At 57.9% G+C, this 24,289-nt stretch carries 16 protein-coding genes, 1 tRNA gene and 2 rRNA genes; 8 read left to right on the forward strand and 11 right to left on the reverse strand.

Features of this window, described 5'->3' with window-relative positions:
- Positions 1 to 92: 92 nt before the first annotated feature.
- The 3 genes from E7738_RS13910 to E7738_RS13920 form a co-directional block, all read right to left on the reverse strand.
- Positions 93 to 2,996: ribosomal RNA gene (locus E7738_RS13910) — 23S ribosomal RNA — on the reverse strand.
- A 215-nt stretch (positions 2,997 to 3,211) separates the two neighbouring features.
- Positions 3,212 to 3,286: transfer RNA gene (locus tag E7738_RS13915), tRNA-Glu, on the reverse strand.
- Positions 3,287 to 3,374: 88 nt separating this feature from the next.
- Positions 3,375 to 4,916, reverse strand: a 16S ribosomal RNA gene (locus E7738_RS13920).
- Together the 16S and 23S rRNA genes with 1 tRNA gene alongside form the textbook arrangement of a ribosomal RNA operon.
- 545 nt (positions 4,917 to 5,461) lie before the next feature.
- On the opposite strand from E7738_RS13920, the gene mdtD reads away from it, so the two are divergent.
- Positions 5,462 to 6,865 carry a multidrug transporter subunit MdtD gene (mdtD, locus tag E7738_RS13925; protein ID WP_021508168.1) on the forward strand — a complete coding sequence of 468 codons (1,404 nt, stop codon included), beginning with the start codon at positions 5,462 to 5,464 and terminating at the stop codon, positions 6,863 to 6,865.
- Here mdtD and rbsR read toward each other — a convergent pair.
- The 7 genes from rbsR to E7738_RS13960 form a co-directional block, all read right to left on the reverse strand.
- A complete protein-coding gene (rbsR, locus tag E7738_RS13930; RefSeq protein ID WP_369597187.1) occupies positions 6,862 to 7,854 on the reverse strand; it encodes a ribose operon transcriptional repressor RbsR in 993 nt (330 codons plus the stop codon). The genes mdtD and rbsR overlap by 4 nt on opposite strands.
- Before the next feature lie 4 nt (positions 7,855 to 7,858).
- Complete coding sequence (gene rbsK, locus E7738_RS13935; RefSeq protein WP_058770712.1) at positions 7,859 to 8,788, reverse strand: ribokinase; 930 nt, start codon at positions 8,786 to 8,788, stop codon at positions 7,859 to 7,861.
- 64 nt (positions 8,789 to 8,852) lie between these two features.
- Positions 8,853 to 9,728, reverse strand: coding sequence for a ribose ABC transporter substrate-binding protein RbsB (gene rbsB, locus E7738_RS13940; protein ID WP_021508171.1), 876 nt, complete (start codon positions 9,726 to 9,728; stop codon positions 8,853 to 8,855).
- Between the two features lie 27 nt (positions 9,729 to 9,755).
- Positions 9,756 to 10,727 (reverse strand): ribose ABC transporter permease, encoded by a 972-nt coding sequence (rbsC, locus tag E7738_RS13945; RefSeq protein WP_021508172.1) that lies wholly within the window; start codon positions 10,725 to 10,727, stop codon positions 9,756 to 9,758.
- Complete coding sequence (rbsA, locus tag E7738_RS13950; RefSeq protein WP_132466901.1) at positions 10,724 to 12,232, reverse strand: ribose ABC transporter ATP-binding protein RbsA; 1,509 nt, start codon at positions 12,230 to 12,232, stop codon at positions 10,724 to 10,726. The genes rbsC and rbsA overlap by 4 nt, the downstream gene beginning before the upstream one ends.
- 7 nt (positions 12,233 to 12,239) lie before the next feature.
- Positions 12,240 to 12,659, reverse strand: a complete 420-nt coding sequence (rbsD, locus tag E7738_RS13955) for a D-ribose pyranase (RefSeq protein ID WP_021313542.1) — start codon at positions 12,657 to 12,659, stop codon at positions 12,240 to 12,242.
- Between the two features lie 172 nt (positions 12,660 to 12,831).
- Positions 12,832 to 13,227, reverse strand: coding sequence for a YgiW/YdeI family stress tolerance OB fold protein (locus E7738_RS13960; protein ID WP_058758226.1), 396 nt, complete (start codon positions 13,225 to 13,227; stop codon positions 12,832 to 12,834).
- A gap of 170 nt (positions 13,228 to 13,397) precedes the next feature.
- Here E7738_RS13960 and qseB point away from each other — a divergent pair, with 170 nt between their 5' ends.
- Both qseB and qseC read left to right on the forward strand, forming a co-directional pair.
- On the forward strand, positions 13,398 to 14,060 hold the full coding sequence (qseB, locus tag E7738_RS13965) for a quorum sensing response regulator transcription factor QseB (RefSeq protein ID WP_058775628.1): 663 nt from the start codon (positions 13,398 to 13,400) through the stop codon (positions 14,058 to 14,060).
- The gene (gene qseC / locus E7738_RS13970; RefSeq protein ID WP_159377275.1) at positions 14,057 to 15,388 is read left to right on the forward strand and encodes a quorum sensing histidine kinase QseC; all 1,332 of its coding nucleotides are present in this window, start codon (positions 14,057 to 14,059) and stop codon (positions 15,386 to 15,388) included. Before qseB ends, qseC begins: the two co-directional genes overlap by 4 nt.
- A gap of 11 nt (positions 15,389 to 15,399) precedes the next feature.
- Here the strand turns inward: qseC and kup are convergent, their stop codons facing one another.
- On the reverse strand, positions 15,400 to 17,268 hold the full coding sequence (gene kup, locus E7738_RS13975; RefSeq protein WP_021508177.1) for a low affinity potassium transporter Kup: 1,869 nt from the start codon (positions 17,266 to 17,268) through the stop codon (positions 15,400 to 15,402).
- A gap of 299 nt (positions 17,269 to 17,567) precedes the next feature.
- Between kup and ravA the strand changes: the two genes are divergently transcribed.
- From ravA to mioC, 5 genes are all read left to right on the forward strand, one after another.
- On the forward strand, positions 17,568 to 19,064 hold the full coding sequence (gene ravA, locus E7738_RS13980; protein ID WP_104189839.1) for an ATPase RavA: 1,497 nt from the start codon (positions 17,568 to 17,570) through the stop codon (positions 19,062 to 19,064).
- Positions 19,061 to 20,521 (forward strand): ATPase RavA stimulator ViaA, encoded by a 1,461-nt coding sequence (viaA, locus tag E7738_RS13985; protein WP_394515723.1) that lies wholly within the window; start codon positions 19,061 to 19,063, stop codon positions 20,519 to 20,521. The genes ravA and viaA overlap by 4 nt, the downstream gene beginning before the upstream one ends.
- A 71-nt stretch (positions 20,522 to 20,592) precedes the next feature.
- The gene (ovoA, locus tag E7738_RS13990; protein ID WP_394515724.1) at positions 20,593 to 22,731 is read left to right on the forward strand and encodes a 5-histidylcysteine sulfoxide synthase; all 2,139 of its coding nucleotides are present in this window, start codon (positions 20,593 to 20,595) and stop codon (positions 22,729 to 22,731) included.
- A gap of 105 nt (positions 22,732 to 22,836) precedes the next feature.
- Positions 22,837 to 23,298, forward strand: coding sequence for a transcriptional regulator AsnC (gene asnC / locus E7738_RS13995; RefSeq protein ID WP_007893613.1), 462 nt, complete (start codon positions 22,837 to 22,839; stop codon positions 23,296 to 23,298).
- A 154-nt stretch (positions 23,299 to 23,452) separates the two neighbouring features.
- Positions 23,453 to 23,893 (forward strand): FMN-binding protein MioC, encoded by a 441-nt coding sequence (gene mioC, locus E7738_RS14000; protein WP_021508182.1) that lies wholly within the window; start codon positions 23,453 to 23,455, stop codon positions 23,891 to 23,893.
- Positions 23,894 to 24,289: the final 396 nt, after the last annotated feature.

Here is a 24,289-nt window from a genome sequence, read left to right on the forward strand (position 1 = left end):
TCGCCTCAGCGCAAAATCTTTCGTTTCCGCTAATTTTTCCGTCACAAGCTGAAAATTTCCGGTCTCTCAGACCAAAACGCCTCTGGCGTTGTAAGGTTAAGCCTCACGGGTCATTAGTACCGGTTAGCTCAACGCATCGCTGCGCTTACACACCCGGCCTATCAACGTCGTCGTCTTCAACGTCCCTTCAGGACCCTCAAGGGGTCAGGGAGAACTCATCTCGGGGCAAGTTTCGTGCTTAGATGCTTTCAGCACTTATCTCTTCCGCACTTAGCTACCGGGCAGTGCCATTGGCATGACAACCCGAACACCAGCGGTGCGTTCACTCCGGTCCTCTCGTACTAGGAGCAACCCCCCTCAATTCTCCAGCGCCCACGGCAGATAGGGACCGAACTGTCTCACGACGTTCTAAACCCAGCTCGCGTACCACTTTAAACGGCGAACAGCCGTACCCTTGGGACCTACTTCAGCCCCAGGATGTGATGAGCCGACATCGAGGTGCCAAACACCGCCGTCGATATGAACTCTTGGGCGGTATCAGCCTGTTATCCCCGGAGTACCTTTTATCCGTTGAGCGATGGCCCTTCCATTCAGAACCACCGGATCACTATGACCTGCTTTCGCACCTGCTCGAGCCGTCACTCTCGCAGTCAAGCTGGCTTATGCCATTGCACTAACCTCCTGATGTCCGACCAGGATTAGCCAACCTTCGTGCTCCTCCGTTACGCTTTGGGAGGAGACCGCCCCAGTCAAACTACCCACCAGACACTGTCCGCAGCCCGGATTACGGGCCTACGTTAGAACATCAAACATTAAAGGGTGGTATTTCAAGGTTGGCTCCACGCAGACTGGCGTCCACGCTTCAAAGCCTCCCACCTATCCTACACATCAAGGCTCAATGTTCAGTGTCAAGCTATAGTAAAGGTTCACGGGGTCTTTCCGTCTTGCCGCGGGTACACTGCATCTTCACAGCGATTTCAATTTCACTGAGTCTCGGGTGGAGACAGCCTGGCCATCATTACGCCATTCGTGCAGGTCGGAACTTACCCGACAAGGAATTTCGCTACCTTAGGACCGTTATAGTTACGGCCGCCGTTTACCGGGGCTTCGATCAAGAGCTTCTCCTTGCGGATAACCCCATCAATTAACCTTCCGGCACCGGGCAGGCGTCACACCGTATACGTCCACTTTCGTGTTTGCACAGTGCTGTGTTTTTAATAAACAGTTGCAGCCAGCTGGTATCTTCGACTGGCCTCGGCTCCGGGAGCAAGTCCCTTCACCTACGCGCCAGCGTGCCTTCTCCCGAAGTTACGGCACCATTTTGCCTAGTTCCTTCACCCGAGTTCTCTCAAGCGCCTTGGTATTCTCTACCTGACCACCTGTGTCGGTTTGGGGTACGATTTCGTGTTACCTGGAGCTTAGAGGCTTTTCCTGGAAGCAGGGCATCAGTTACTTCACCGCCGTAGCGGCTCGTCGTCACGCCTCAGTGTTAAAGAAGACCGGATTTGCCTGGTCTTCACACCTGCACGCTTAAACCGGGACAACCGTCGCCCGGATAACCTAGCCTTCTCCGTCCCCCCTTCGCAGTAACACCAAGTACAGGAATATTAACCTGTTTCCCATCGACTACGCTTTTCAGCCTCGCCTTAGGGGTCGACTCACCCTGCCCCGATTAACGTTGGACAGGAACCCTTGGTCTTCCGGCGAGCGGGCTTTTCACCCGCTTTATCGTTACTTATGTCAGCATTCGCACTTCTGATACCTCCAGCGTGCCTCACAGCACACCTTCAGCGGCTTACAGAACGCTCCCCTACCCAACAACGCCTAAGCGTCGCTGCCGCAGCTTCGGTGCATGGTTTAGCCCCGTTACATCTTCCGCGCAGGCCGACTCGACCAGTGAGCTATTACGCTTTCTTTAAATGATGGCTGCTTCTAAGCCAACATCCTGGCTGTCTGTGCCTTCCCACATCGTTTCCCACTTAACCATGACTTTGGGACCTTAGCTGGCGGTCTGGGTTGTTTCCCTCTTCACGACGGACGTTAGCACCCGCCGTGTGTCTCCCGTGATAACATTCTCCGGTATTCGCAGTTTGCATCGGGTTGGTAAGCCGGGATGGCCCCCTAGCCGAAACAGTGCTCTACCCCCGGAGATGAGTTCACGAGGCGCTACCTAAATAGCTTTCGGGGAGAACCAGCTATCTCCCGGTTTGATTGGCCTTTCACCCCCAGCCACAAGTCATCCGCTAATTTTTCAACATTAGTCGGTTCGGTCCTCCAGTTAGTGTTACCCAACCTTCAACCTGCCCATGGCTAGATCACCGGGTTTCGGGTCTATACCCTGCAACTTAACGCCCAATTAAGACTCGGTTTCCCTTCGGCTCCCCTATGCGGTTAACCTTGCTACAGAATATAAGTCGCTGACCCATTATACAAAAGGTACGCAGTCACACCCGAAGGTGCTCCCACTGCTTGTACGTACACGGTTTCAGGTTCTGTTTCACTCCCCTCGCCGGGGTTCTTTTCGCCTTTCCCTCACGGTACTGGTTCACTATCGGTCAGTCAGGAGTATTTAGCCTTGGAGGATGGTCCCCCCATGTTCAGACAGGATACCACGTGTCCCGCCCTACTCGTCGGACTCACAACTTATGCATCTTCGTGTACGGGGCTGTCACCCGGTATCGCGCGACTTTCCAGACGCTTCCACTGATGCACAAGCTGATTCAGGTCCTGGGCTGCTCCCCGTTCGCTCGCCGCTACTGGGGGAATCTCGGTTGATTTCTTTTCCTCGGGGTACTTAGATGTTTCAGTTCCCCCGGTTCGCCTCGTTTGACTATGTATTCATCAAACGATAATGCACAAGTGCATTGGGTTTCCCCATTCGGACATCGACGGCTGTAGCGGTTCATATCACCTTACCGTCGCTTTTCGCAGATTAGCACGTCCTTCATCGCCTCTGACTGCCAGGGCATCCACCGTGTACGCTTAGTCGCTTAACCTCACAACCCACAGGCGTTTTGCAACGCTGCAGACTGCAAGCATTTGAGAGACCCGAACGCATCGTAAATTTCATTCTTATTACGGAGAATGAACACGACGCGTCGTTTCAAATTTTCAGCTTGTTCCGGATTGTTAAAGAGCAATATCTCAAACACGACGTTACCGTCAGTTTTGAGATATTCTGTGGAGACACCTTTCACCTGTCACCAAGCAGTGGCGTCCCCTAGGGGATTCGAACCCCTGTTGCCGCCGTGAAAGGGCGGAGTCCTAACCGCTAGACGAAGGGGACACAAAGTGTCACGACTTCGCAGCCGTCCTGCTCGTTACTTTTCTATCAGACAATCTGTGTGAGCACTTCGCGGGAAGGTATCTTCAGGTAAGGAGGTGATCCAACCGCAGGTTCCCCTACGGTTACCTTGTTACGACTTCACCCCAGTCATGAATCACAAAGTGGTAAGCGCCCTCCCGAAGGTTAAGCTACCTACTTCTTTTGCAACCCACTCCCATGGTGTGACGGGCGGTGTGTACAAGGCCCGGGAACGTATTCACCGTAGCATTCTGATCTACGATTACTAGCGATTCCGACTTCATGGAGTCGAGTTGCAGACTCCAATCCGGACTACGACGCACTTTATGAGGTCCGCTTGCTCTCGCGAGGTCGCTTCTCTTTGTATGCGCCATTGTAGCACGTGTGTAGCCCTGGCCGTAAGGGCCATGATGACTTGACGTCATCCCCACCTTCCTCCGGTTTATCACCGGCAGTCTCCTTTGAGTTCCCGGCCGAGCCGCTGGCAACAAAGGATAAGGGTTGCGCTCGTTGCGGGACTTAACCCAACATTTCACAACACGAGCTGACGACAGCCATGCAGCACCTGTCTCAGAGTTCCCGAAGGCACCAAAGCATCTCTGCTAAGTTCTCTGGATGTCAAGGCCAGGTAAGGTTCTTCGCGTTGCATCGAATTAAACCACATGCTCCACCGCTTGTGCGGGCCCCCGTCAATTCATTTGAGTTTTAACCTTGCGGCCGTACTCCCCAGGCGGTCGACTTAACGCGTTAGCTCCGGAAGCCACGCCTCAAGGGCACAACCTCCAAGTCGACATCGTTTACGGCGTGGACTACCAGGGTATCTAATCCTGTTTGCTCCCCACGCTTTCGCACCTGAGCGTCAGTCTTCGTCCAGGGGGCCGCCTTCGCCACCGGTATTCCTCCAGATCTCTACGCATTTCACCGCTACACCTGGAATTCTACCCCCCTCTACGAGACTCAAGCCTGCCAGTTTCAAATGCAGTTCCCAGGTTAAGCCCGGGGATTTCACATCTGACTTAACAGACCGCCTGCGTGCGCTTTACGCCCAGTAATTCCGATTAACGCTTGCACCCTCCGTATTACCGCGGCTGCTGGCACGGAGTTAGCCGGTGCTTCTTCTGCGGGTAACGTCAATCGGCGAGGTTATTAACCTCACCGCCTTCCTCCCCGCTGAAAGTACTTTACAACCCGAAGGCCTTCTTCATACACGCGGCATGGCTGCATCAGGCTTGCGCCCATTGTGCAATATTCCCCACTGCTGCCTCCCGTAGGAGTCTGGACCGTGTCTCAGTTCCAGTGTGGCTGGTCATCCTCTCAGACCAGCTAGGGATCGTCGCCTAGGTGAGCCATTACCCCACCTACTAGCTAATCCCATCTGGGCACATCCGATGGTGTGAGGCCCGAAGGTCCCCCACTTTGGTCTCGCGACGTTATGCGGTATTAGCTACCGTTTCCAGTAGTTATCCCCCTCCATCGGGCAGTTTCCCAGACATTACTCACCCGTCCGCCACTCGCCACCCAAAGAGCAAGCTCTTCTGTGCTGCCGTTCGACTTGCATGTGTTAGGCCTGCCGCCAGCGTTCAATCTGAGCCATGATCAAACTCTTCAATTTAAAGTTTGATTTGCTGCAACGAGTGCAGCGATGCTCTGTGAATTAAACTTCGTAATGAATTACGTGTTCACTCAGCAAAGACTTGATATTTTTTAAAGCCCGTAGGCTTGTGATATCAATCCTGCGAGTGCCCACACAGATTGTCTGATAAATTGTTAAAGAGCGGTGCGACGCGGCGTTCGGCCTGCTGTCGCGAGGTGGCGTATATTACGCTTTCCTCCTTCAGAGTCAAACACTTTTTTCAGCGTTTTTTCTCCGGCGGGGTGAATCGCTTCACGCCCTGCTGAGCCGCCTGCGTTGCCGCTTTGCCGTCTCAGTGGTGGCGCATTATAGGGAGTTAATCTGAAGTGACAAGCATTTCCTGAAAAAAATTGACTGAAAGCTACTTTTTTATACGAACGCGGTAAAAACAGACATTTCCCGACTAATAATCAGGCAAATCAGCTCTCACAGCGGCACAAATCAGCGCCATCGTCGCAGCGACCGATGCTATCCTGTTTAACTTACGCTCTTTGCTGACCGATTTTCTTCAAGAAGGATTTTCAATGATTCGCTCCGCGCGCAGTATGGCCGGCCTGCCCTGGATCGCCGCCATGGCGTTTTTTATGCAGGCTCTCGACGCCACCATCCTGAATACCGCGCTTCCCGCCATTGCCACCAGCCTTGAACGTTCCCCACTCGCCATGCAGTCCGCCGTCATCAGTTATACGCTCACGGTCGCGATGTTGATTCCGGTCAGCGGCTGGCTGGCCGATCGCTTTGGCACGCGTAAGGTGTTTATCGTGGCGGTTTCCCTGTTCACGCTTGGGTCGCTGGCCTGTGCGCTGTCCGGATCGCTGAGCATGCTGGTGGTTTCGCGCGTGGTGCAAGGCGTTGGCGGAGCAATGATGATGCCGGTAGCGCGTCTGGCGCTGCTGCGCGCCTATCCGCGCAGCGAACTGCTGCCGGTACTCAACTTCGTCACCATGCCCGGCCTGGTCGGACCGATTCTTGGCCCTATGCTCGGTGGTTTGCTGGTCACCTACGCCAGCTGGCACTGGATCTTCCTGATTAATATTCCTATCGGCATCGCCGGCATCTTCTATGCGCGCAAATATATGCCGGACTTCACCACGCCAAAACGCCGCTTCGATTTCGGCGGCTTTATGCTGTTTGGTTTTGGTCTGGTGCTGATCTCCATCGGCATCGAGCTGTTTGGCGAGCGTATCGTATCGCCGTGGCAGGCGGTGCTGGTGCTGGTCAGCGGCGTGGTATTGCTGCTGCTCTATATTATGCATGCGCGCCGCCATCCGGCTCCGCTGATTAGTCTGCCGATGTTTAAGACACGCACGTTCTCCGTCGGGATTATCGGTAATATTGCCGCGCGTCTCGGTACTGGCTGTATTCCGTTCCTGATGCCGCTGATGTTACAGGTAGGATTTGGCTATCCGGCGATCATCGCCGGCTGCATGATGGGCCCCACGGCGATTGGCTCGCTGCTGGCTAAATCCACCGTCACCCAGGTGCTGCGCCGCTTTGGCTATCGTAAAACGCTGGTGGGCATTACGGTTATCATCGGCGTGCTGGTCGCCAGCTTCGCGCTGCAGTCGCCGGACGGAAGCATCATCATGCTGCTGGTGGCGCTGTTTGTACTGGGCATGGCGATGTCCACCCAGTTTACCGCCATGAATACCATCACGCTGGCGGATTTGAATGATGAGAACGCCAGCGGCGGCAATAGCGTGCTGGCGGTAACGCAGCAGGTGTCGATCAGTTTTGGCGTGGCGGTCAGCGCCGCCGTGCTGCGCTTTTACCAGGATTTTGAGAGCACCACGGTGCAGCAATTCCACGCCACCTTCTTTACCATGGGCGTGATTACCGTGCTGTCGGCGCTGGCGTTTCTGATGTTACGGCCGGGGGATGGCCGTAACCTGATCGCCAACCGCGAGAAAACGCGTAAAAGCAGTTAAACCGAACCGCGCTCCACCAGCTCCGGCGTCAGCACCAGCGTTTGCTGGCTGGCGTCGGGATCGCTCATACGATGAATCAGCGTATCAATGGCCAGCTCGCCCAGTTCATCTTTCGGCTGATGAATGGTACTAAGCGGTGGCGTCAGATAGCGCGCCAGCTCAATGTTGTCATAGCCCATCACCGCCATATCCTGCGGCACGCGCAGTCCCGCCTGATACAGGGCGTGATAGACGCCTACCGCCATCGCATCGTTGCTGGTAAACACCGCCTGCGGTGGCGGATCGAGCGCCAGCAGCTGATTCATGGCGTTAAAACCGCCCTGAAACTCGAAATCGCCGTCCACCACATAGCCCGGCGGCACCGCCAGCCCACTGGCAGCCATCGCCTGATGAAAACCGTCCAGACGCAGGCGCGCCGGGGTTTTATCCAGCGGCCCGGCAATACAGGCGATGCGGGTGTAACCGCGATCAATCAGATACTGCGTAGCCAGTTCGCCGCCCAGCAGCGCGTTATCCTGAATAATATCGCCGCGCCCTTCAAACGGCGCCCAGTCCATCATCACCATCGGCACCGAAGGATAGCGATTAAGGATGTCGGCGGAGGGCAGATGGGTTTCCGTGCACATCATCAGCAGGCCATCCACGCGCTTCTGCATCAGCGTTTCAAGGCTGCGATTCATGCGCTCTTCATCGCCTTCGGTATTGCACAGAATCAGGCTGTAGCCGCGTTCATAGCAGCTGTTCTCTACACCGCGCACCACCTCCGAGTAGAACGGGTTGCTGCTGGCGGTCAGTAACATGCCAATGGTGCGCGTTTGCTTGATCTTCAGGCTGCGCGCCAGCGCCGACGGCGCGTAGTTTAATTCGCGAATCGCCTGTTCCACTCTGTCGCGCACCTGTTCGCTAACAAAACGGTTGTTGTTGATAACGTGCGAAACGGTGGAGGTGGAGACGCCCGCCAGACGGGCGACATCTTTCATGGTAGCCAAGCGCTTAACCCTGTTGCTGCAGGAATGCGTCAATCTCAGTGCGCCATGGCACTGAGGGCTGTGCGCCCGGGCGCGTCACGGCAATGGCTGCCGCCGCATGGGCAAAGCGAACCGCATCCTGCATCGCCACGCCTTCCAGCCGCGCGGTAATGAAGGCCCCGTTGAAGGTATCACCGGCAGCGATGGTATCCACCGCCTGCACGCTGAAGCCGGGAATACGCTGTCCCTGGCCCTGCTCGCTGAGCCATACGCCGCGCCGGCCCAGCGTAATCAGTACGGTATCGATGCCTTTGGCGTGCAGCGCCTGGGCTGCCCGCGCCGCGTCGTCGTCGTCGTTGACGGCGATGCCGGTGAGGATTTCCGCTTCGGTTTCATTCGGCGTAATAATGTCGATCAGCGCCAGCAGCTCATCAGAGAGCTGGGTCGCCGGCGCCGGATTGAGGATCACCTGAGTGTGACTGGCGCGCGCGATGCGGGCCGCGGCCAGCACGCTGTCCAGCGGCGACTCCAGCTGCATCAGCAGCGCATCGGCCGAACGAATTACCTGCTGGTGGCGCTCCACACAGGCTGGCGTCAGCGCCGCGTTCGCGCCTGAGTAGATGCCAATGTTATTTTCGCCTTCGCCATTCACGAAGATCATCGCCACGCCGGTGGCTTCCTGCGCCACGGTTTCCACCGGAGCGGTATCAATCTGGTCCTGCTGCAGCTGCTGGCGAATACGTTCGCCGATGTCATCTGCACCCACGCAGGCAATAAAAGCAATGTCAGCGCCGGCACGGCCAGCCGCGACGGCCTGGTTGGCCCCTTTACCGCCAAAGGCAACCTGATACTGTTTCCCGATCACCGTTTCACCCGGACGGGGAAAATGGGCGAGGTTGAGGATGTGGTCGGCGTTGATGCTGCCGAGTACCGCCAGTTTTGCGCTTTTGCTCATAGGGAGTTATCCAGGAAGTTGCGCCACCGCGAGGGTGGCGCGTTGCCATGCTTTTCTTTGGGTTTTATTTAGTAACCAGTTTCAGGTCAACCGGGTTGATCGCCTGCACTTTTTCGCCCTTCAGAACTTTATCTGCGGTATCGACGCCAATCATACCAATCTTGTCTGGCATCTGTGCAACGGTCGCGCTGAGTTTACCGGATTCTACCGCCTTCACGCCGTCCGCGGTGCCGTCAAAGCCCACCACCAGCACGTCGGTTTTGCCTGCGGTCTGCAGCGCACGCAGCGCGCCCAGCGCCATTTCGTCGTTCTGGGCAAAAACTGCCTGCACGTCCGGATGCGCCTGCAGCAGGTTCTGCATCACGTTCAGACCTTTAGTACGGTCGAAGTCGGCCGGCTGGCTGGCCAGCACGTTGAATTTGTGTGCATCAGCGGCCTGCTTAAAGCCTTCACCACGCTCGCGGGCAGCGGAGGTGCCGGCAATGCCCTGCAGCTCGATGATTTTCGCACCGTCGCCCAGTTTCTTCGCGATGAAATCGCCGGCCATTTTGCCGCCGAAGCGGTTATCAGACGCCACGTGGCTGACAACTTTACCCTGCGCCGCCATACGGTCCAGCGTAATCACCGGGATGTTCGCCTGGTTAGCCATTTTCACGGCGTTACCGACCGCATCAGAATCCGTTGGGTTGATCAGCAGCAGTTTGGTGCCGCGCACGGTGAGATCCTGCACGTTTGCCAGCTCTTTTGCCGGGTTGTTCTGCGAGTCGAGCACCACCAGGTTATAGCCCAGCTTATCGGCTTCTTTCTGTGCGCCATCTTTCAGCGACACAAAGAACGGGTTATTCAGGGTTGAGACCACCAGCGCAATCGTATCCTTAGCCATCGCGCCAGCACTGAGGGTGGCGCCAAGGATGACGGCCAATGCAGTTAACTTTTTCATTTCTTTAATCCTGTGTGAAGGTCAGAGTTACTTACTGCTTTTGTTATCCACCAGCACCGCCAGCAGAATGACGACGGCTTTGACAATCATCTGGTAGTAAGACGATACGCCCATCAGGTTGAGGCCGTTATTGAGGAAGCCGAGAATTAGCGCACCGATCAGCGTGCCCATAATGCGCCCTTTACCGCCCGCGAGGCTGGTCCCGCCCAGCACTACTGCGGCAATCGCATCCAGTTCATAACCGGTGCCCGCCGTCGGCTGCGCGGAAGAGAGACGCGCCACTTCGATGGTGCCCGCCAGTGCCGCCAGCAGGCCGCACAGCGAATAGACGATGACTTTAACGCGGTTAACGTTGATGCCGGACAGGCGCGTGGCCGCTTCGTTACCGCCCAGCGCATAGATATAGCGGCCGAGGCGGGTGTGATGCAGCATGTACCACGCCAGCGCGAACACCACCGCCATCAGCCATACCGGCGTCGGAATGCCCAGCGGACGGCCAATGCCGAACCAGCCAAACAGATCGGCGTTATCGCTGAAGCCGGTGTTGATCGGACTGCCGTTGGTGTAAACCATGGTGACGCCGCGCAGCAGCAGCATCATCACCAGCGTAGCGATAAACGCCTGCACCTTGCCGCGCGCCACAATCACACCGGTAATGGCACCAATAAAGGCACCGAGCGCCAGCGATGCCGCCACGGCCACCAGCGCATTAACTTCCAGCCCGACAATCGATGCCGCTACCGCGCCGGTCAGCGCCAGCAGCGAGCCGACCGAAAGGTCGATACCTGAGGTCAGAATCACCAGCGTCATGCCCACCGCCATGATGGCGTTGACCGACGTCTGCTGCAGGATGTTGAACATGTTGGGCAGCGTGAAGAAGTTCGGGCTCTGGCTGGCAACCACCGCGATCAGCACAATCAGCGCGATCAGCGATTTCTGCTCCAGCAGCCAGGCTTTGCTGAACCAGCGACGGCTGGCAGGTAAGGTTTGGGTACTCATACAACTAACTCCTCGCTGTGTTGCTTACCGACCGCCGCTGCCATCAGGGATTCCTGGGTAGCCTGCTCACGGGAAAATTCGCCACTCAGATGGCCTTCATGCATCACCAGAATGCGGTCGCTCATGCCCAGCACTTCCGGCATTTCCGACGACACCAGGATGATGCTCAGCCCTTCGGCTTTAAACTGGTTAATTAACTGATAGATCTCTTTTTTCGCCCCGACATCGACGCCGCGCGTCGGCTCGTCGAGGATCAGCACATCCGGGCGCGTCATCAGGCCACGCGCAATCGCCACTTTTTGCTGATTACCGCCGGACAGCAGACCGATCGGCTGCATCATTGACGGCGTTTTCACATTGAACAGGCGAATAAAATCGCCCACCGCCAGCTGCTCTTCGGCGTGCTTCAGGCCGCCATCGGCGCGGCTGAAGTAGCGCAGCGCGGTCAGCGACATGTTCTCTTTGACCGACATCCCGAGCACCAGCCCGTCACGCTTACGGTCTTCCGAGATATAGACGATGCCGTTGGCCAGGCCGTCCTGCGGCGAGCGGGTGACAATCTCGCGGCCGTTAAGCGTCACTTTGCCGTGCGTACGCGGCAGCGCGCCGTACAGCACCTTCATTAATTCGGTGCGGCCCGCGCCCATCAGACCGGAAATGCCCAGAATCTCGCTCTTACGCAGGGTAAAGCTGACATCTTCTACGCCCGGTCCGCTAACGTGCTCGACCCGCAGCCGCACCTCGCCCGGTGTCTGATCGAGATGCGGATACTGATCCTCAAGCTTGCGGCCAACCATCATTTCGATCAGGCCCTCTTCGCTCAGATCGTTTACCGCGCGCTCGGCAATAAACTGGCCGTCGCGGAACACGGTGACGTCATCGCAAATCTCAAAGATCTCTTTCATGCGGTGGGAGATATAAACAATGCCGCAGCCCTGCGCTTTCAGCTCATTGATGACGCGGAACAGCGACAGGGTTTCGGTATCGGTCAGCGCATCGGTCGGTTCATCCATAATGATGACCTGCGACTCGAAGCTGAGTACTTTGGCAATCTCTACCATTTGCTGGTCGCCAATCGACAGATCGCCCACCAGCTTGTGGCTGCTGAAGCGCAGATTGAGGCGCTTTAACAGCGCATCCGCCGCGGCATACATCTGTTTCCAGTCGATGCGGCCAAAGCGGTTAACGAATTCACGGCCGAGGAAAATATTCTCCGCGACGGTCAGCTGCGGGATCAGGTTCAGCTCCTGATGGATGATGCCGATGCCGGCTTCCTGAGACGCTTTCGGCCCGGAGAACGTCACTTCTTTGCCCAGCCAGTGCAGCGAACCGGCGTCCATACTGTAGATGCCGGTCAGCACCTTCATCATGGTGGATTTGCCCGCGCCGTTCTCTCCCACTAACGCCATCACGCGCCCGGGATAAACCGCCAGCGACGCGCCGTTGAGCGCCTTCACGCCGGGAAATGATTTTTCAATTCCCCTGAGTTGCAATAACGGTTGCATAGCGGCCTCAGAAAGTGACGCCCGCGCTCAGGATGACATTCGCATACGGAGAGCACTCTCCGCTGCGAATGACCGCCTGACTGCGCTGAGTGTGTTGTTTGAACTGTTCATGGCTGGTGTAACGAACGCTAATGACATTCCCCTGGTGCTGTTGCAAGGCTTCGAGCACGGCGATCAGCTGGCTGTGGAGTTGCGGATTGTGTTGTTGGATCTCTTCCGCTATCAGGGCGCTCTCAACCTGCATCTCCTGCGTGATGACCTCCACCACCTGTAAAAAATCGGGCGTACCGGGCGTAAGCGCCAGATCGATGCGCTGTGGACCGGCCGGGATCGGCAAGCCCGCATCGGCAATCGTCAGCGTATCGGTATGCCCGAGGCGGGCAATCACATGAGAGACTTCAGCGTTTAACAGGCGACCTTTTTTCATTTATTCCACTCCACAGCGAAACGTTTCGCTGTCTGGCAGTGTATTAAATGTACATGGCAACTCAATGACGGCATCACGGAAATGTGATCGCCATCGAAACGTTTCGCCTGGGCCGGGGAAAATTTGAGTTTGGCGGGATGGCGGAGCCCAGGACGTGGCTCCGCAGGGGAGGTTAGGGCAGTTTACGCACCTGTTTAACGTCCAGTTCAATCGAATTGAAATCCTTATCGAGTTCGCCGGTCAGCTCGACCTGATCCTTCGGCGTAATGGTCTGGCCGTTCCAGCGTTTGTGGTCGATCTCCACTTTCATGCTGCCGCTGCTGTCGCGGAACAGATAATCTTCATCGCCGATCTGCTTATCAAGCTGGCCGCGCACGGTGATCCAGCTGTCATCCTTCATCTCTTCGGCCTGTTTTACCGTCACCACACTGCTGTTATCGGCCTTAAAACCGCCGGCTTTAGCCTGAGCGGCTGGCGCGTTAGGGTCGACAAAGCCACCCTGCTGGGCGGCTAACACCGGGGTTGCCGCCAGGGCGATAATGGCGAACAGCGCTGCACTCTTTTTCATTTTTCACCTCATTTCCATGTCTGTGCGGATTACGGGAGCTATTTCACCACAGGGTTCTTAACAGGATCTTAAGGGAAAAAAAGAGGGAAAAAATAAGCTAAAACGGGCGAATGACGCTGTACAAGCACGCATCTGCTTCGTATAAACCCCCAGGTAACCGGGAGAAACGCATGCGCATTTTATTAATTGAAGACGATACGCTGATTGGCGATGGCCTGAAGGTCGGCCTGACCAAACTGGGTTTCAGCGTCGACTGGTTTGTCAGCGGCGAAGCCGGATTTCAGGCGCTCAACGCGGCGCCATGGGATGCCGTGGTGCTGGATCTGTCGCTGCCGCAACGTGACGGGCTGGACATCCTGCGCCAGTGGCGTGAGCAGGGCGCGGATGTCCCGGTGCTGATCCTCACCGCACGCGATGCGCTGGACCAGCGCGTGCAGGGCCTGCAGCTCGGTGCCGATGACTATCTGTGTAAGCCCTTTGCGCTGACGGAGGTGGCCGCGCGTCTGCAGGCGCTGATTCGTCGCCGTCACGGTCAGCTGCAGCCGGAGCTGCGTCACGGCAGGCTGGTGATGGCTCCCGGCAGCCACAGCGTGATGTTGGATGGCGAACCGCTCAGCCTGAAAAGCCGTGAGCTGGCGCTGCTGGAGCTGTTCCTGCGCAATCCCGGTCGCGTGCTGACGCGCGCGCAGCTGGAGGAGAAACTGTACAGCTGGGACGACGACGTCTCCAGTAACGCGGTCGAAGTGCACATCCACCATCTGCGTAAAAAGCTCGGCAGTCAGTTCATCCGCACCGTGCACGGTATTGGATACACGCTGGGAGCGGCAGAATGAGTCTGTTCCTGCGGCTGGCCATCGGCTTTCTGCTGTTAATTATTCTGTGTGGTGCCAGTGCCACCTTTAGCGCATGGCAGCAGACGCGCGACACCGTTAATGAGCTGTTTGATACCCAGCAGATGCTGTTCGCCAAACGCCTGCTGGCGCTGGATGCCAGTCGCCTGCAGGCCGCCTCGCTGCCAAAAACCAAAGCGATTTTGCGCCACCATCGCGGCGATCAGGATGACGACGCGCTGGCCTTTGCGCTGTTCAGCGCCGACGGCAAACCGCTGCTGAACGACGGCGAAAACGGCCGCGATTTGCAGTTTACAGCGGATCGTGACGGCTTCCACGATGGTCGCCTGCGTGGCGATGACGATCGCTGGCGGCTGCTGTGGCTGACGTCAGCCGATAAGCAGTGGCGCGTGGTGGTTGGACAGGAGTGGGAATATCGTGATGACATGACGCGCGATCTGGCACTGAGCAGCCTGCTGCCGTGGCTGGTGGCCATGCCGCTGATGCTGCTGTTGCTGCTGGCGCTGGTGTGGTTTGAGCTGCGTCCGCTGAAACGCCTGACTGCATCGCTGCAGCAGCGCGCGCCGGATGATGCCACCCCGCTGACGCCGCAACGCCTGCCGCTGGAGGTGAAGCCGCTGGTGGCGGCGCTGAATGGCCTGTTTGCCCGTATGGCACAGCTGGTCCAGCGCGAGCGGCGGTTTACCTCCGATGCGGCGCACGAGCTGCGCAGCCCGCTGGCAGCGCTGCGCGTGCAGAGCGAGGTGATCCAGCTGGCCGGCGATGACGAGGCGATGCGTAACCATGCGCTGCAGCAGCTCGACAGCGGCATCCTGCGCGCCACGCGGCTGGTCGATCAGCTACTGACGCTGTCGCGCGTCGAAGCGGACGATCTGCGCAGCGAATTTCAGCCGGTCCCCCTCGCACCGTTGCTGCACCAGCTGGTGACCGAACACCAGGCACAGGCGGCAACGCAGCACACCAGGCTGACGCTGACGGCTGACGCGGAACCGGTGATGAACGGTCATCCACTGCTGCTGGGTTTACTGCTGCGCAATCTGCTGGATAACGCGCTGCGCTACACACCGTCCGGCAGTGAGATTCAGCTGCGGCTCAGCGCGCGCAGGCTGGAGGTGGTGGATAACGGACCGGGCGTTAGCGCAGAGCAGCTGGCGCGGCTGGGCGAACGCTTCTGGCGACCGCCGGGGCAGGCGCAAACCGGCAGCGGGCTTGGCTTGTCGATTGTGAAAAATGTGGCTCAGCTGCACGGCATCCGGCTGACCTTCAGCGCGGTGCAGCCGCAGGGGCTGCGCGTCACCCTCAGCTGGTGACGCGCGATGCGTCAGATTTCGACCTGAGTACCGAGCTCGATTACCCGGTTAGGCGGAATTTCAAACTGATCCGGCGCGCGCAGGGCGTTGCGCTGCAGCGCAAGGAACAGCTTGCCGCGCAGACGCAGATACCACGGGCGTTTGCCGATGATCAGCGACTCGTGTGACATAAAGAACGAGGTTTCCATCATGCGGCAGTTGAGCCCTTCGAGGCCGCAGCGGTGGAAAATCTCCTCGACATTCGGCGTTTCGCGCCAGCCGTAGCTTGCCACCACGCGCCAGAAGGTGGGCGACAGCTGCTCAATGGTCACGCGACGCACGTTGTGCACATAAGGCGCATCTTCGGTACGCAGCGTCAGCAGCACCACGCGCTCGTGCAGCACCTTGTTGTGCTTCAGGTTATGCAGCATGGCAAAGGGGATGACATTGAGCGCCCGTGACATGTAGACTGCCGTGCCCGGCACGCGCACCGGCGGCGATTTCTCCAGCGAGGCGATCATCGCCTCCAGCGAATTGCCATGCTCATGCATACGACGCAGCAGGCGGAAGCGCTCGCTCTTCCACGTGGTCATCACGATAAACATCATCAGCGCCAGCGTCAGCGGCAGCCAGCCGCCGGAGAACACTTTGACCAGGTTGGCAGAGAACAGCGAAACGTCGATGCACAGCATCGCGATGAGAATCAGCACCACCAGGTAGCGATTCCAGTGCCAGTTCTGAATCGCCACCGTTGAACACAGAATGGCGGTCAGCACCATGGTACCGGTCACCGCAATCCCGTAGGCGGCCGCCAGATTGCTGGAGTGCTCAAAGCCGACGATCACAATCACCACCGAGAAATAGAGCAGCCAGTTGATCACCGGAATATAAATCTGGCCGGATTCCTCTTCAGACGTGTGCACAATACGCATCGGCGGCAGATAGCCAAGACGCACCGCCTGGCGCGTCAGCGAAAATACGCCGGAGATCACCGCCTGCGAGGCGATCACCGTGGCCAGCGTCGCGAGAATCAGCATCGGAATCAGCGCCCAGTCCGGCGCCAGCAGGAAGAACGGGTTTTTGATGGCCTCCGGATGCTCCAGCAGCAGCGCGCCCTGGCCGAAATAGTTGAGCACCAGCGACGGCAGCACCACCACAAACCATGCCAGGCGAATCGGAAACTTACCAAAGTGGCCCATATCGGCATACAGCGCTTCAACGCCGGTGATCGCCAGCACCACCGCGCCCAGCGCGAAGAACGATACCGTTTTGTACTGAATAAAGAAGTGCAGCGCCCAGTATGGGTTCATGGCGTGCAGCACCTCGGGATTATTGATGATACTGCGCGCACCCAGCACCGCCAGAATGATGAACCACAGCAGCATCACCGGCGCAAACAGCTTACCGACAATGCCGGTGCCGTGTTTCTGAATCACAAACAGCAGCGTTAGTACCGCAATCGCCAGCGGCACAATGTAGCTATCAAGGCTCGGCGCGGCGATCTCCAGCCCTTCGATGGCCGAAAGCACGGATACCGCCGGCGTGATCACCACTTCCCCGTAGAAGAAGCTGCCGCCAATCAGCCCCATGATCACCAGAATCGCCGTGGCGCGTGCGCCGGTGTTGCGGCCCGCCAGTGACATCAGCGTCAGGATCCCGCCTTCACCGGCGTTGTCGGCGCGCATCACATAACTGATGTATTTAAGCGAAACCACCAGAATCAGCAGCCAGAAGATCAGCGACAGAAAGCCAAACACCGCCTCGCGTTCAACGCCAAAGCCGAACTGACCAGAGAGACACTCGCGCAGGGTATAGAGCGGGCTGGTACCGATATCGCCATACACCACGCCGATCGCCGCCAGAGTGACTGCGCCAAGGGACTGTTTCTTATCCGAGCTCATAAGTTGTCTTTTGTTGGAGCCGCGCAGGCCTCAGCCCGGCGCTCAGATCATCAAAAAGCGCACAGTATGCACATATTCCCGAAAAAACCTACTTTTACCGTCTGGCATTACGCCGTCTGTGCAGCGTTTTTTCGCCGAAAATCGGCGCGAAATGCGCTGAAAACCCGCGATTTGCCTCACCTCAACCTTCTGAAACAAAAAAGCTGACGGCTATCAACGCTTTCACGCATGATAAACAGTAGAGTATTGCGCTCGCCAGAATATGACGGCACCAGGATCAGAAGGACAATGATGTGATTATGGCTCAACCCCATCTTTTGGCAGAAAGAATTTCTCGCCTCAGCAATGCCCTGGAGAAAGGGCTGTATGAACGGCATCATGCCATTCGTCTCTGCCTGCTGGCAGCGCTGAGCGGCGAAAGCGTGTTTCTGCTTGGGCCACCGGGCATCGCCAAGAGCCTGATTGCCCGCCGCCTGAAATACGCCTTCCAGCACGCCCGTGCCTTTGAATACCTGATGACCCGTTTTTCCACGCCTGAAGAGGTGTTTGGCCCGCTGTCGATCCAGGCGCTGAAAGATGAAGGACGCTACCAGCGTCTGACCAAAGGCTATCTGCCGGATGCCGAAATTGTCTTTCTGGATGAGATCTGGAAAGCCGGTCCGGCGATTCTCAATACGCTGCTCACCGCCATTAACGAACGTCGCTTCCGCAACGGCGACAGCGAAGAGCCGATCCCGATGCGTCTGCTGGTCACCGCCTCCAACGAACTGCCGGAGGCCGACAGCGGTCTGGAAGCGCTGTACGACCGTATGCTGATCCGGCTGTGGCTCGACAACGTGCATGAAAAGCAGAACTTCCGCAGCATGCTGACCCACCAGCAGGATGAAAACGCCAACCCGGTGGCGGAATCGCTGTGCATCAGCGATGAAGAGTATCAGCAGTGGCAGAAAGGCATCAGCCAGGTCAGCCTGCCCGATCATGTGTTTGAACTGATCTATCAGCTGCGCCAGCAGCTGGAGAACCTGCCAGAGGCGCCGTATATCTCCGACCGCCGCTGGAAAAAAGCCATCCATCTGCTGCAGGCCAGCGCGTTTTACAGCGGCCGTGTGGCGATTGCCCCGCTTGATCTGATCCTGCTGAAAGATTGCCTGTGGCACGACGTGGCGTCGATGCAGCTGCTGGACCGTGAAATTGATGCGCTGATGACGCAGCACGCGTGGCAGCAGCAGGCGATGCTGCACACGCTGCAGCAGATCAAAGCGCGCCGGCTGGCGCTGCAACAGCAGCAGAGCGTGGCGCAGGCGCTGACGCTGGAGAAGCACAGCGGCATGTTCAGCCGCAAACCGCACTATGAATTACCGGCCTCGATCACGGACGAACAGCTGACCCTGATGCTGCAACAGCCGCTGACGCTGCACGACATGCAGGTCACGCACGTGGTGGTGGCACGCGATGCGCTCAATCAGTGGCTGCTGAAAGCGGGCGAGATCCGCGGCAAGCTCAACGGCATCGGCTTTGGCCAGACGCTCGACCTGCTGGTGGATGCGCACCACTGTCTGACGCTGCGCGACGTCAGCCTGCAGTCCACGCGCCTGACGCTGCCGGGTGCCGCCAGCAGCAGCGACGTGCCGCAGGAAATCATTGAAGAGTACGACGCGCTGGAGGCCCAGCTGCGCGCGCAGCGCACGCTGTTTAGCCAGCACCAGCGCTGCCTGTTTATCAGCGACGACTGGCTGGCACGCATCGAAACCAGCCTGCAGGATGTGGCGGAACAGCTGAAACAGGCGAGAAAATGATCTCGCTGGAGACGCTCAGCACGCTGCTGTCGATTGGCGAAACCGAGCTGATCGAAGAGCTGATTGTGGCACTGCTGGCCTCGCCACAGCTGGCGCTGTTCTTTGAAAAATTTCCGCGCCTGAAACAGGCGATGATGGGCGAGCTGCCGCGCTGGCGCGCCGAGATTGCCGCCCAGATGAAAACCACGCCGGTGCCGGACGCGCTGGCGCGCGAATTTCAGCTCTTCCAGCAGATGCAGCTGCTCAGCAGCCACGCCTTCAGTGAGCAACTGCCCGCCATCATGACGCAGCTGAAAGCGCTGCCGTCCCCGTTTATCGAAGAGGCCAGCAAACTGCTGCTGCATACCGACAGCCCCCAGCTGAGCAATGCGCAGCACACGCTGTTCCTGCAGCGCTGGCGCCTGAGCCTGACGCTGCAAACCCTGACGCTGAACGAAACCCTGCTGGAAGAGCAGCGGGAACGCCTGATGGCTGAGCTGCAGCAGCGCATGGCCATCAGCGGCCAGCTGGCGCCGATTCTGACCGATGACGACGAAGCCGCCGCCGGACGCCTGTGGGATCTGAGCAAGGCACCGCTGCAGCATGGCGACTATGAGTTGATTGTGCAGTACGGCGATTTCCTCGCCCAGCAGCCGGAACTGATGAAACTGGCGCAGCAGCTGGGACGCAGCCGCGAAGCGAAATCGGTACCGTCACAGGATGCGCCGCTGGAAGCGTTTCATCAGCTGGTGCGCGAGCCGGACAACGTGCCGGAAGAGGTCAGCGGCATCCATCAGAGCGACGATGTGCTGCGTCTGTTGCCGCCGGAACTGGCGGCGCTGAGCATCAGCGAACTGGAGCTGGAGTTTTATCGCCGGCTGGTGGAGAAACGCCTGCTGACCTACCGGTTACAGGGCGATGCCTGGCACGAGAAAGTGACGCTGCGCCCGGCCAGCCATCAGCAGCACGAAGCACAGCCGCGCGGCCCGTTCATCGTCTGCGTGGATACCTCTGGTTCGATGGGCGGTTTCAATGAACGCTGCGCCAAAGCGTTTTGTCTGGCGCTGCTGAAGGTGGCGCTGGCCGACAGGCGGCGCTGCTACATCATGCTGTTTGCTCACGAAGTGATTGGCTACGAGCTGACCGCGGATAACGGCATCGAGCAGGCAATCCGTTTTCTCAGCCAGCGTTTTCGCGGCGGCACCGATCTGGCCGCCTGCCTGTCTGCGGTGGTCACGCGTATGGAGGGCAGTCAGTGGCAGGAAGCCGATGCGGTGATCGTTTCCGATTTTATCGCCCAGCGTCTGCCGGACGACATCGTCAGCACTATTAAACAGCGCCAGCGTCACCACCAGCAACGCTTCCACGCCGTGGCGATGTCGGCGCACGGCAAACCCGGCATTCTGCGCATTTTCGATCACATCTGGCGCTTCGATACCGGCCTGAAAAGCCGCCTGCTGCGCCGCTGGAAACGCTAATTCATCAGGCAGAAATGCTAATTTGCTATAGTGAATTACCCGCTGTGTTTAATCAGCTTACGGAGTTCACTGTGACAACCGCTCATCTTCACGATCAATTGCCTGCGCCCACCCGCACCGTCCGGCTTTCCGGCAGCAGCAGCGACGCCAAACGCGCCGAACTGCTGGCCTATTTCACCCAGACCTGGGAGCTGTACGAAAGCCTGTTCGACTGCCTCGCCGATGAGCGCGCGTACTTTAATAAAGCCATCACCCTGCGCCATCCGCTGATCTTCTACTTTGGCCATACCGCCACTTTCTACATTAATAAGCTGATGGCGGGCGGTTATCTGCAGCAGCGCATTGACGATCGCATCGAGGCGATGATGGCGATCGGCGTGGATGAGATGAGCTGGGACGATCTCGACGACAGCCATTACAGCTGGCCGGACGTAGCCGAAGTGCGCGACTACCGCGGCAAAGTGAAAACCGTGGTAAGTGAATTTATCCGCACCATGCCGCTGGAGCTGCCGATTGACTGGGACAGCCCGGCGTGGGTGATTCTGATGGGTATTGAGCATGAGCGTATTCACCTCGAAACCTCCAGCGTGCTGATCCGCCAGTTGCCGCTTGAGTGGGTAAAACCGCAGCCGCACTGGCCGGCGTGTCCGCTGGCGCGCCACGATCGTGCCTCGGTACCGGCCAATACATTGGTGGCGATGCCAGGCGGACGCGTCACGCAGGGTAAAACCGATGATACCTACGGCTGGGACAACGAATACGGCAGCCTTTCAACGGAGCTGAAACCGTTCAAAGCCAGCAAAATGCTGGTGAGCAACGCCGAGTTCTTTCATTTTATTGCCGCCAACGGCTATAACGAACGCCGCTGGTGGGATGACGAAGGCTGGGGCTGGCGCGAGTTTGCCCAGGCGCAGATGCCGACTTTCTGGGTCGGCGACATCGCGCAACCTGACGATCTCCGGCTGCGTCTGATGACCGAAGAAGTGGCGATGCCGTGGGACTGGCCCGCCGAAGTGAATCAGCTGGAAGCGGCGGCGTTCTGCCGCTGGCTGGCAGAAGAGAGTGGCAAAGCGATCCAGCTGCCGTGTGAAGCCGAGTGGATGCAGCTGCGCGAGCAGGTTGCCGGCGATCAGCCGGACTGGATCGACGCGCCAGGCAACATCAATCTTGCCCGCTGGGCCTCTTCCTGCCCGGTAGACCATTTTGCCCAGGGTGACTTCTTCGACATCGTCGGCAACGTCTGGCAGTGGACCACCACGCCGACCAACGGCTTTGAAGGCTTCAGGGTACACCCGCTGTATGACGATTTCTCCACGCCCACCTTTGACGGCAAACATGCGCTGATCAAAGGCGGCAGCTGGATCTCCACCGGCAACGAAGCGCTGAAATCCTCACGCTACGCCTTCCGTCGTCACTTCTTCCAGCATGCCGGTTTCCGCTACGTGGTTTCCTCGCATCAGGAGAGCATGGCGCTGAATCCGTATGAAACCGACAGCATGGTGTCGCAGTACCTCGACTTCCAGTACGGCCCCGGCTATTACGGTGTGCCGAACTACGCGGCGGCGCTGGTCGATATCGTGCTGCCGCACTGCGCGCAGCGCGGACACGCGCTGGATATCGGCTGCGCCACCGGTCGTGCCAGCTTTGAACTGGCGCGCCATTTTGCTGCGGTCACCGGCATGGATTACTCGGCGCGCTTTATCGACGTGGCGCTGCAGCTGACCTCGGGCGAGGATTTCCGTTACGTGGTGCCGGAAGAGGGAGAGCTGGTGGAGTATCGCCAGGTGCGGCTGAAAGAGTTTGGTTTCGATGAGACCCTGGCGCAGTGCATTCAGTTTGTGCAGGGCGATGCCTGTAACCTGAAACCGCAGCCCGATGGCTACGATCTGGTACTGGCCTCTAACCTGATCGATCGCCTGCGCCAGCCGAAGCGCTTCCTGCAGGACATCACGCCGATGATCCGCTCCGGCGGTTTGCTGGCCATCTCCTCACCTTACACCTGGCTGGAAGAGTTCACACCGAAGGAGAACTGGCTGGGCGGTTTCCGTGAAAACGGTGAAGCGCTCACCACCTGGCAGGCGCTGCAACGGCTGCTGCGTGATACCTTTGAGGAAGTTGCGCCGCCGCAGGACGTGCCGTTTGTGATTCGCGAAACCGCGCGTAAATTCCAGCACACACAGGCCCAGCTGACGCTGTGGCGTAAGCGCTAAAAAGCGTGCAGACAGCGGCAGCTCCGCTGTCTGCGCCTTGCCTGTCCCGCTAATTTGCTGCACATTCTCCCTGTTCAGAGAAGAAGAACCTAATGAGGATGGATGATGGCGGAACACCTGCAACTGGATAATCTCGACCGCGGCATTTTAAATGCGCTGCTGCAAAACGCGCGCACCGCGTACGCCGAACTCGCCAAGCAGTTTAACGTCAGCCCCGGCACGATTCACGTGCGCGTCGAAAAGATGCGTCAGGCGGGGATTATTCTGGGTACGCGCGTGGAGATCGATCCACGGCAGCTCGGATTTGATGTCTGCTGTTTTATCGGCATCATTTTGAAAAGCGCGCGCGACTATCCGGCAGCGCTCAGCAAACTGGAAGCGCTGGACGAAGTGGTGGAAGCCTGGTACACCACCGGCCACTACAGCATCTTTATTAAAGTGATGTGCCGATCAATTGACGCGCTGCAGCAGGTGCTGATCAACAAGATCCAGACCATTGATGAAATCCAGTCCACCGAAACACTGATCTCCCTGCAAAATCCGATCATGCGTACCATCAAGCCGTGATCGGCTTCCCCGCTGTGCATAACCTTATCCCGGGCGGATCGCTTTTGTGATGCGCCTTGTCGCCTGATGCTATCGGTGATTAACCCTGTTTTCCACAGGTGGATCACCGCTTGATCACAGCGTACAATGCTCGCCTTTAGTGCGGGAGAGCATCATGGCCGATATTACCTTAATCAGTGGCAGTACCCTTGGCAGCGCCGAATATGTCGCTGAACATCTGGAAGAGAAACTGCAGGAAGCAGGCTTTTCAACCGAACTGCTGCACGGACCCGAGCTGGATGAGGTGCCGCAGGAGGGCGTCTGGCTGATTGTCAGCTCAACGCACGGTGCCGGCGAACTGCCGGACAACCTGCTGCCGTTTTATGAAGCGCTGCAGGAGAGCCAGCCGGATCTGTCAGGCGTACGCTTTGGCGCAGTGGGTATCGGTAATCATGAATACGATCTGTTCTGCGGTGCGATCAAACTGCTGGAGACGACGTTAACGCAGCTGGGCGCCAAACGTATTGGTGATCGGCTGGAGATCGACGTGCTGGAACATGAGATTCCGGAAGATCCGGCGGAAGTGTGGGTCGCCAGCTGGCACCCGCAGATTTAAGACGATCTTTGCTGGTCGGGGATCGGGTATTTGTGTCGATCCCCAGTTGATTCCGCTGTTTTATCGCCTTTTACCTGCGTCGCTCTGTGGATAAGATTCGTTATTTCATGCGTATAACCAGTAGTTATCCAAAGAACAACCGCTGATTCTTTTTTACGCTGTGTATAAGTAGCAAAGTTGATCTCAGCTTATACGGATCAGGATCACCGATCATTCACAGTAAACGATCCTCGCTAATCCCCTGTTGCCACAACGCTTTTCCGGGTTATCAACAGCCAGGGGCGATCCTAATAAGAGATCTAACAGAGAGATCATATAAAAGACTTAAGATCCTTTCTTTTAAACCGCAGGATCCCGCGACTTTCGCCCTGAACAGAATTTCAGTAGAATCCACCG

The sequence above is a fragment of the Pantoea sp. SGAir0430 genome, assembly GCF_043549295.1.

Bases quoted from the DNA above. Each gene is read 5' to 3' on its own strand.
- mdtD (WP_021508168.1), top strand. From the start codon at position 5,462: ATGATTCGCTCCGCGCGCAGTATGGCCGGCCTGCCCTGGATCGCCGCC.
- rbsK (WP_058770712.1), bottom strand. From the start codon at position 8,788: ATGAGCAAAAGCGCAAAACTGGCGGTACTCGGCAGCATCAACGCCGAC.
- rbsB (WP_021508171.1), bottom strand. From the start codon at position 9,728: ATGAAAAAGTTAACTGCATTGGCCGTCATCCTTGGCGCCACCCTCAGT.
- rbsC (WP_021508172.1), bottom strand. From the start codon at position 10,727: ATGAGTACCCAAACCTTACCTGCCAGCCGTCGCTGGTTCAGCAAAGCC.
- rbsA (WP_132466901.1), bottom strand. From the start codon at position 12,232: ATGCAACCGTTATTGCAACTCAGGGGAATTGAAAAATCATTTCCCGGC.
- rbsD (WP_021313542.1), bottom strand. From the start codon at position 12,659: ATGAAAAAAGGTCGCCTGTTAAACGCTGAAGTCTCTCATGTGATTGCC.
- E7738_RS13960 (WP_058758226.1), bottom strand. From the start codon at position 13,227: ATGAAAAAGAGTGCAGCGCTGTTCGCCATTATCGCCCTGGCGGCAACC.
- qseB (WP_058775628.1), top strand. From the start codon at position 13,398: ATGCGCATTTTATTAATTGAAGACGATACGCTGATTGGCGATGGCCTG.
- qseC (WP_159377275.1), top strand. From the start codon at position 14,057: ATGAGTCTGTTCCTGCGGCTGGCCATCGGCTTTCTGCTGTTAATTATT.
- kup (WP_021508177.1), bottom strand. From the start codon at position 17,268: ATGAGCTCGGATAAGAAACAGTCCCTTGGCGCAGTCACTCTGGCGGCG.
- ravA (WP_104189839.1), top strand. From the start codon at position 17,568: ATGGCTCAACCCCATCTTTTGGCAGAAAGAATTTCTCGCCTCAGCAAT.
- viaA (WP_394515723.1), top strand. From the start codon at position 19,061: ATGATCTCGCTGGAGACGCTCAGCACGCTGCTGTCGATTGGCGAAACC.
- asnC (WP_007893613.1), top strand. From the start codon at position 22,837: ATGGCGGAACACCTGCAACTGGATAATCTCGACCGCGGCATTTTAAAT.
- mioC (WP_021508182.1), top strand. From the start codon at position 23,453: ATGGCCGATATTACCTTAATCAGTGGCAGTACCCTTGGCAGCGCCGAA.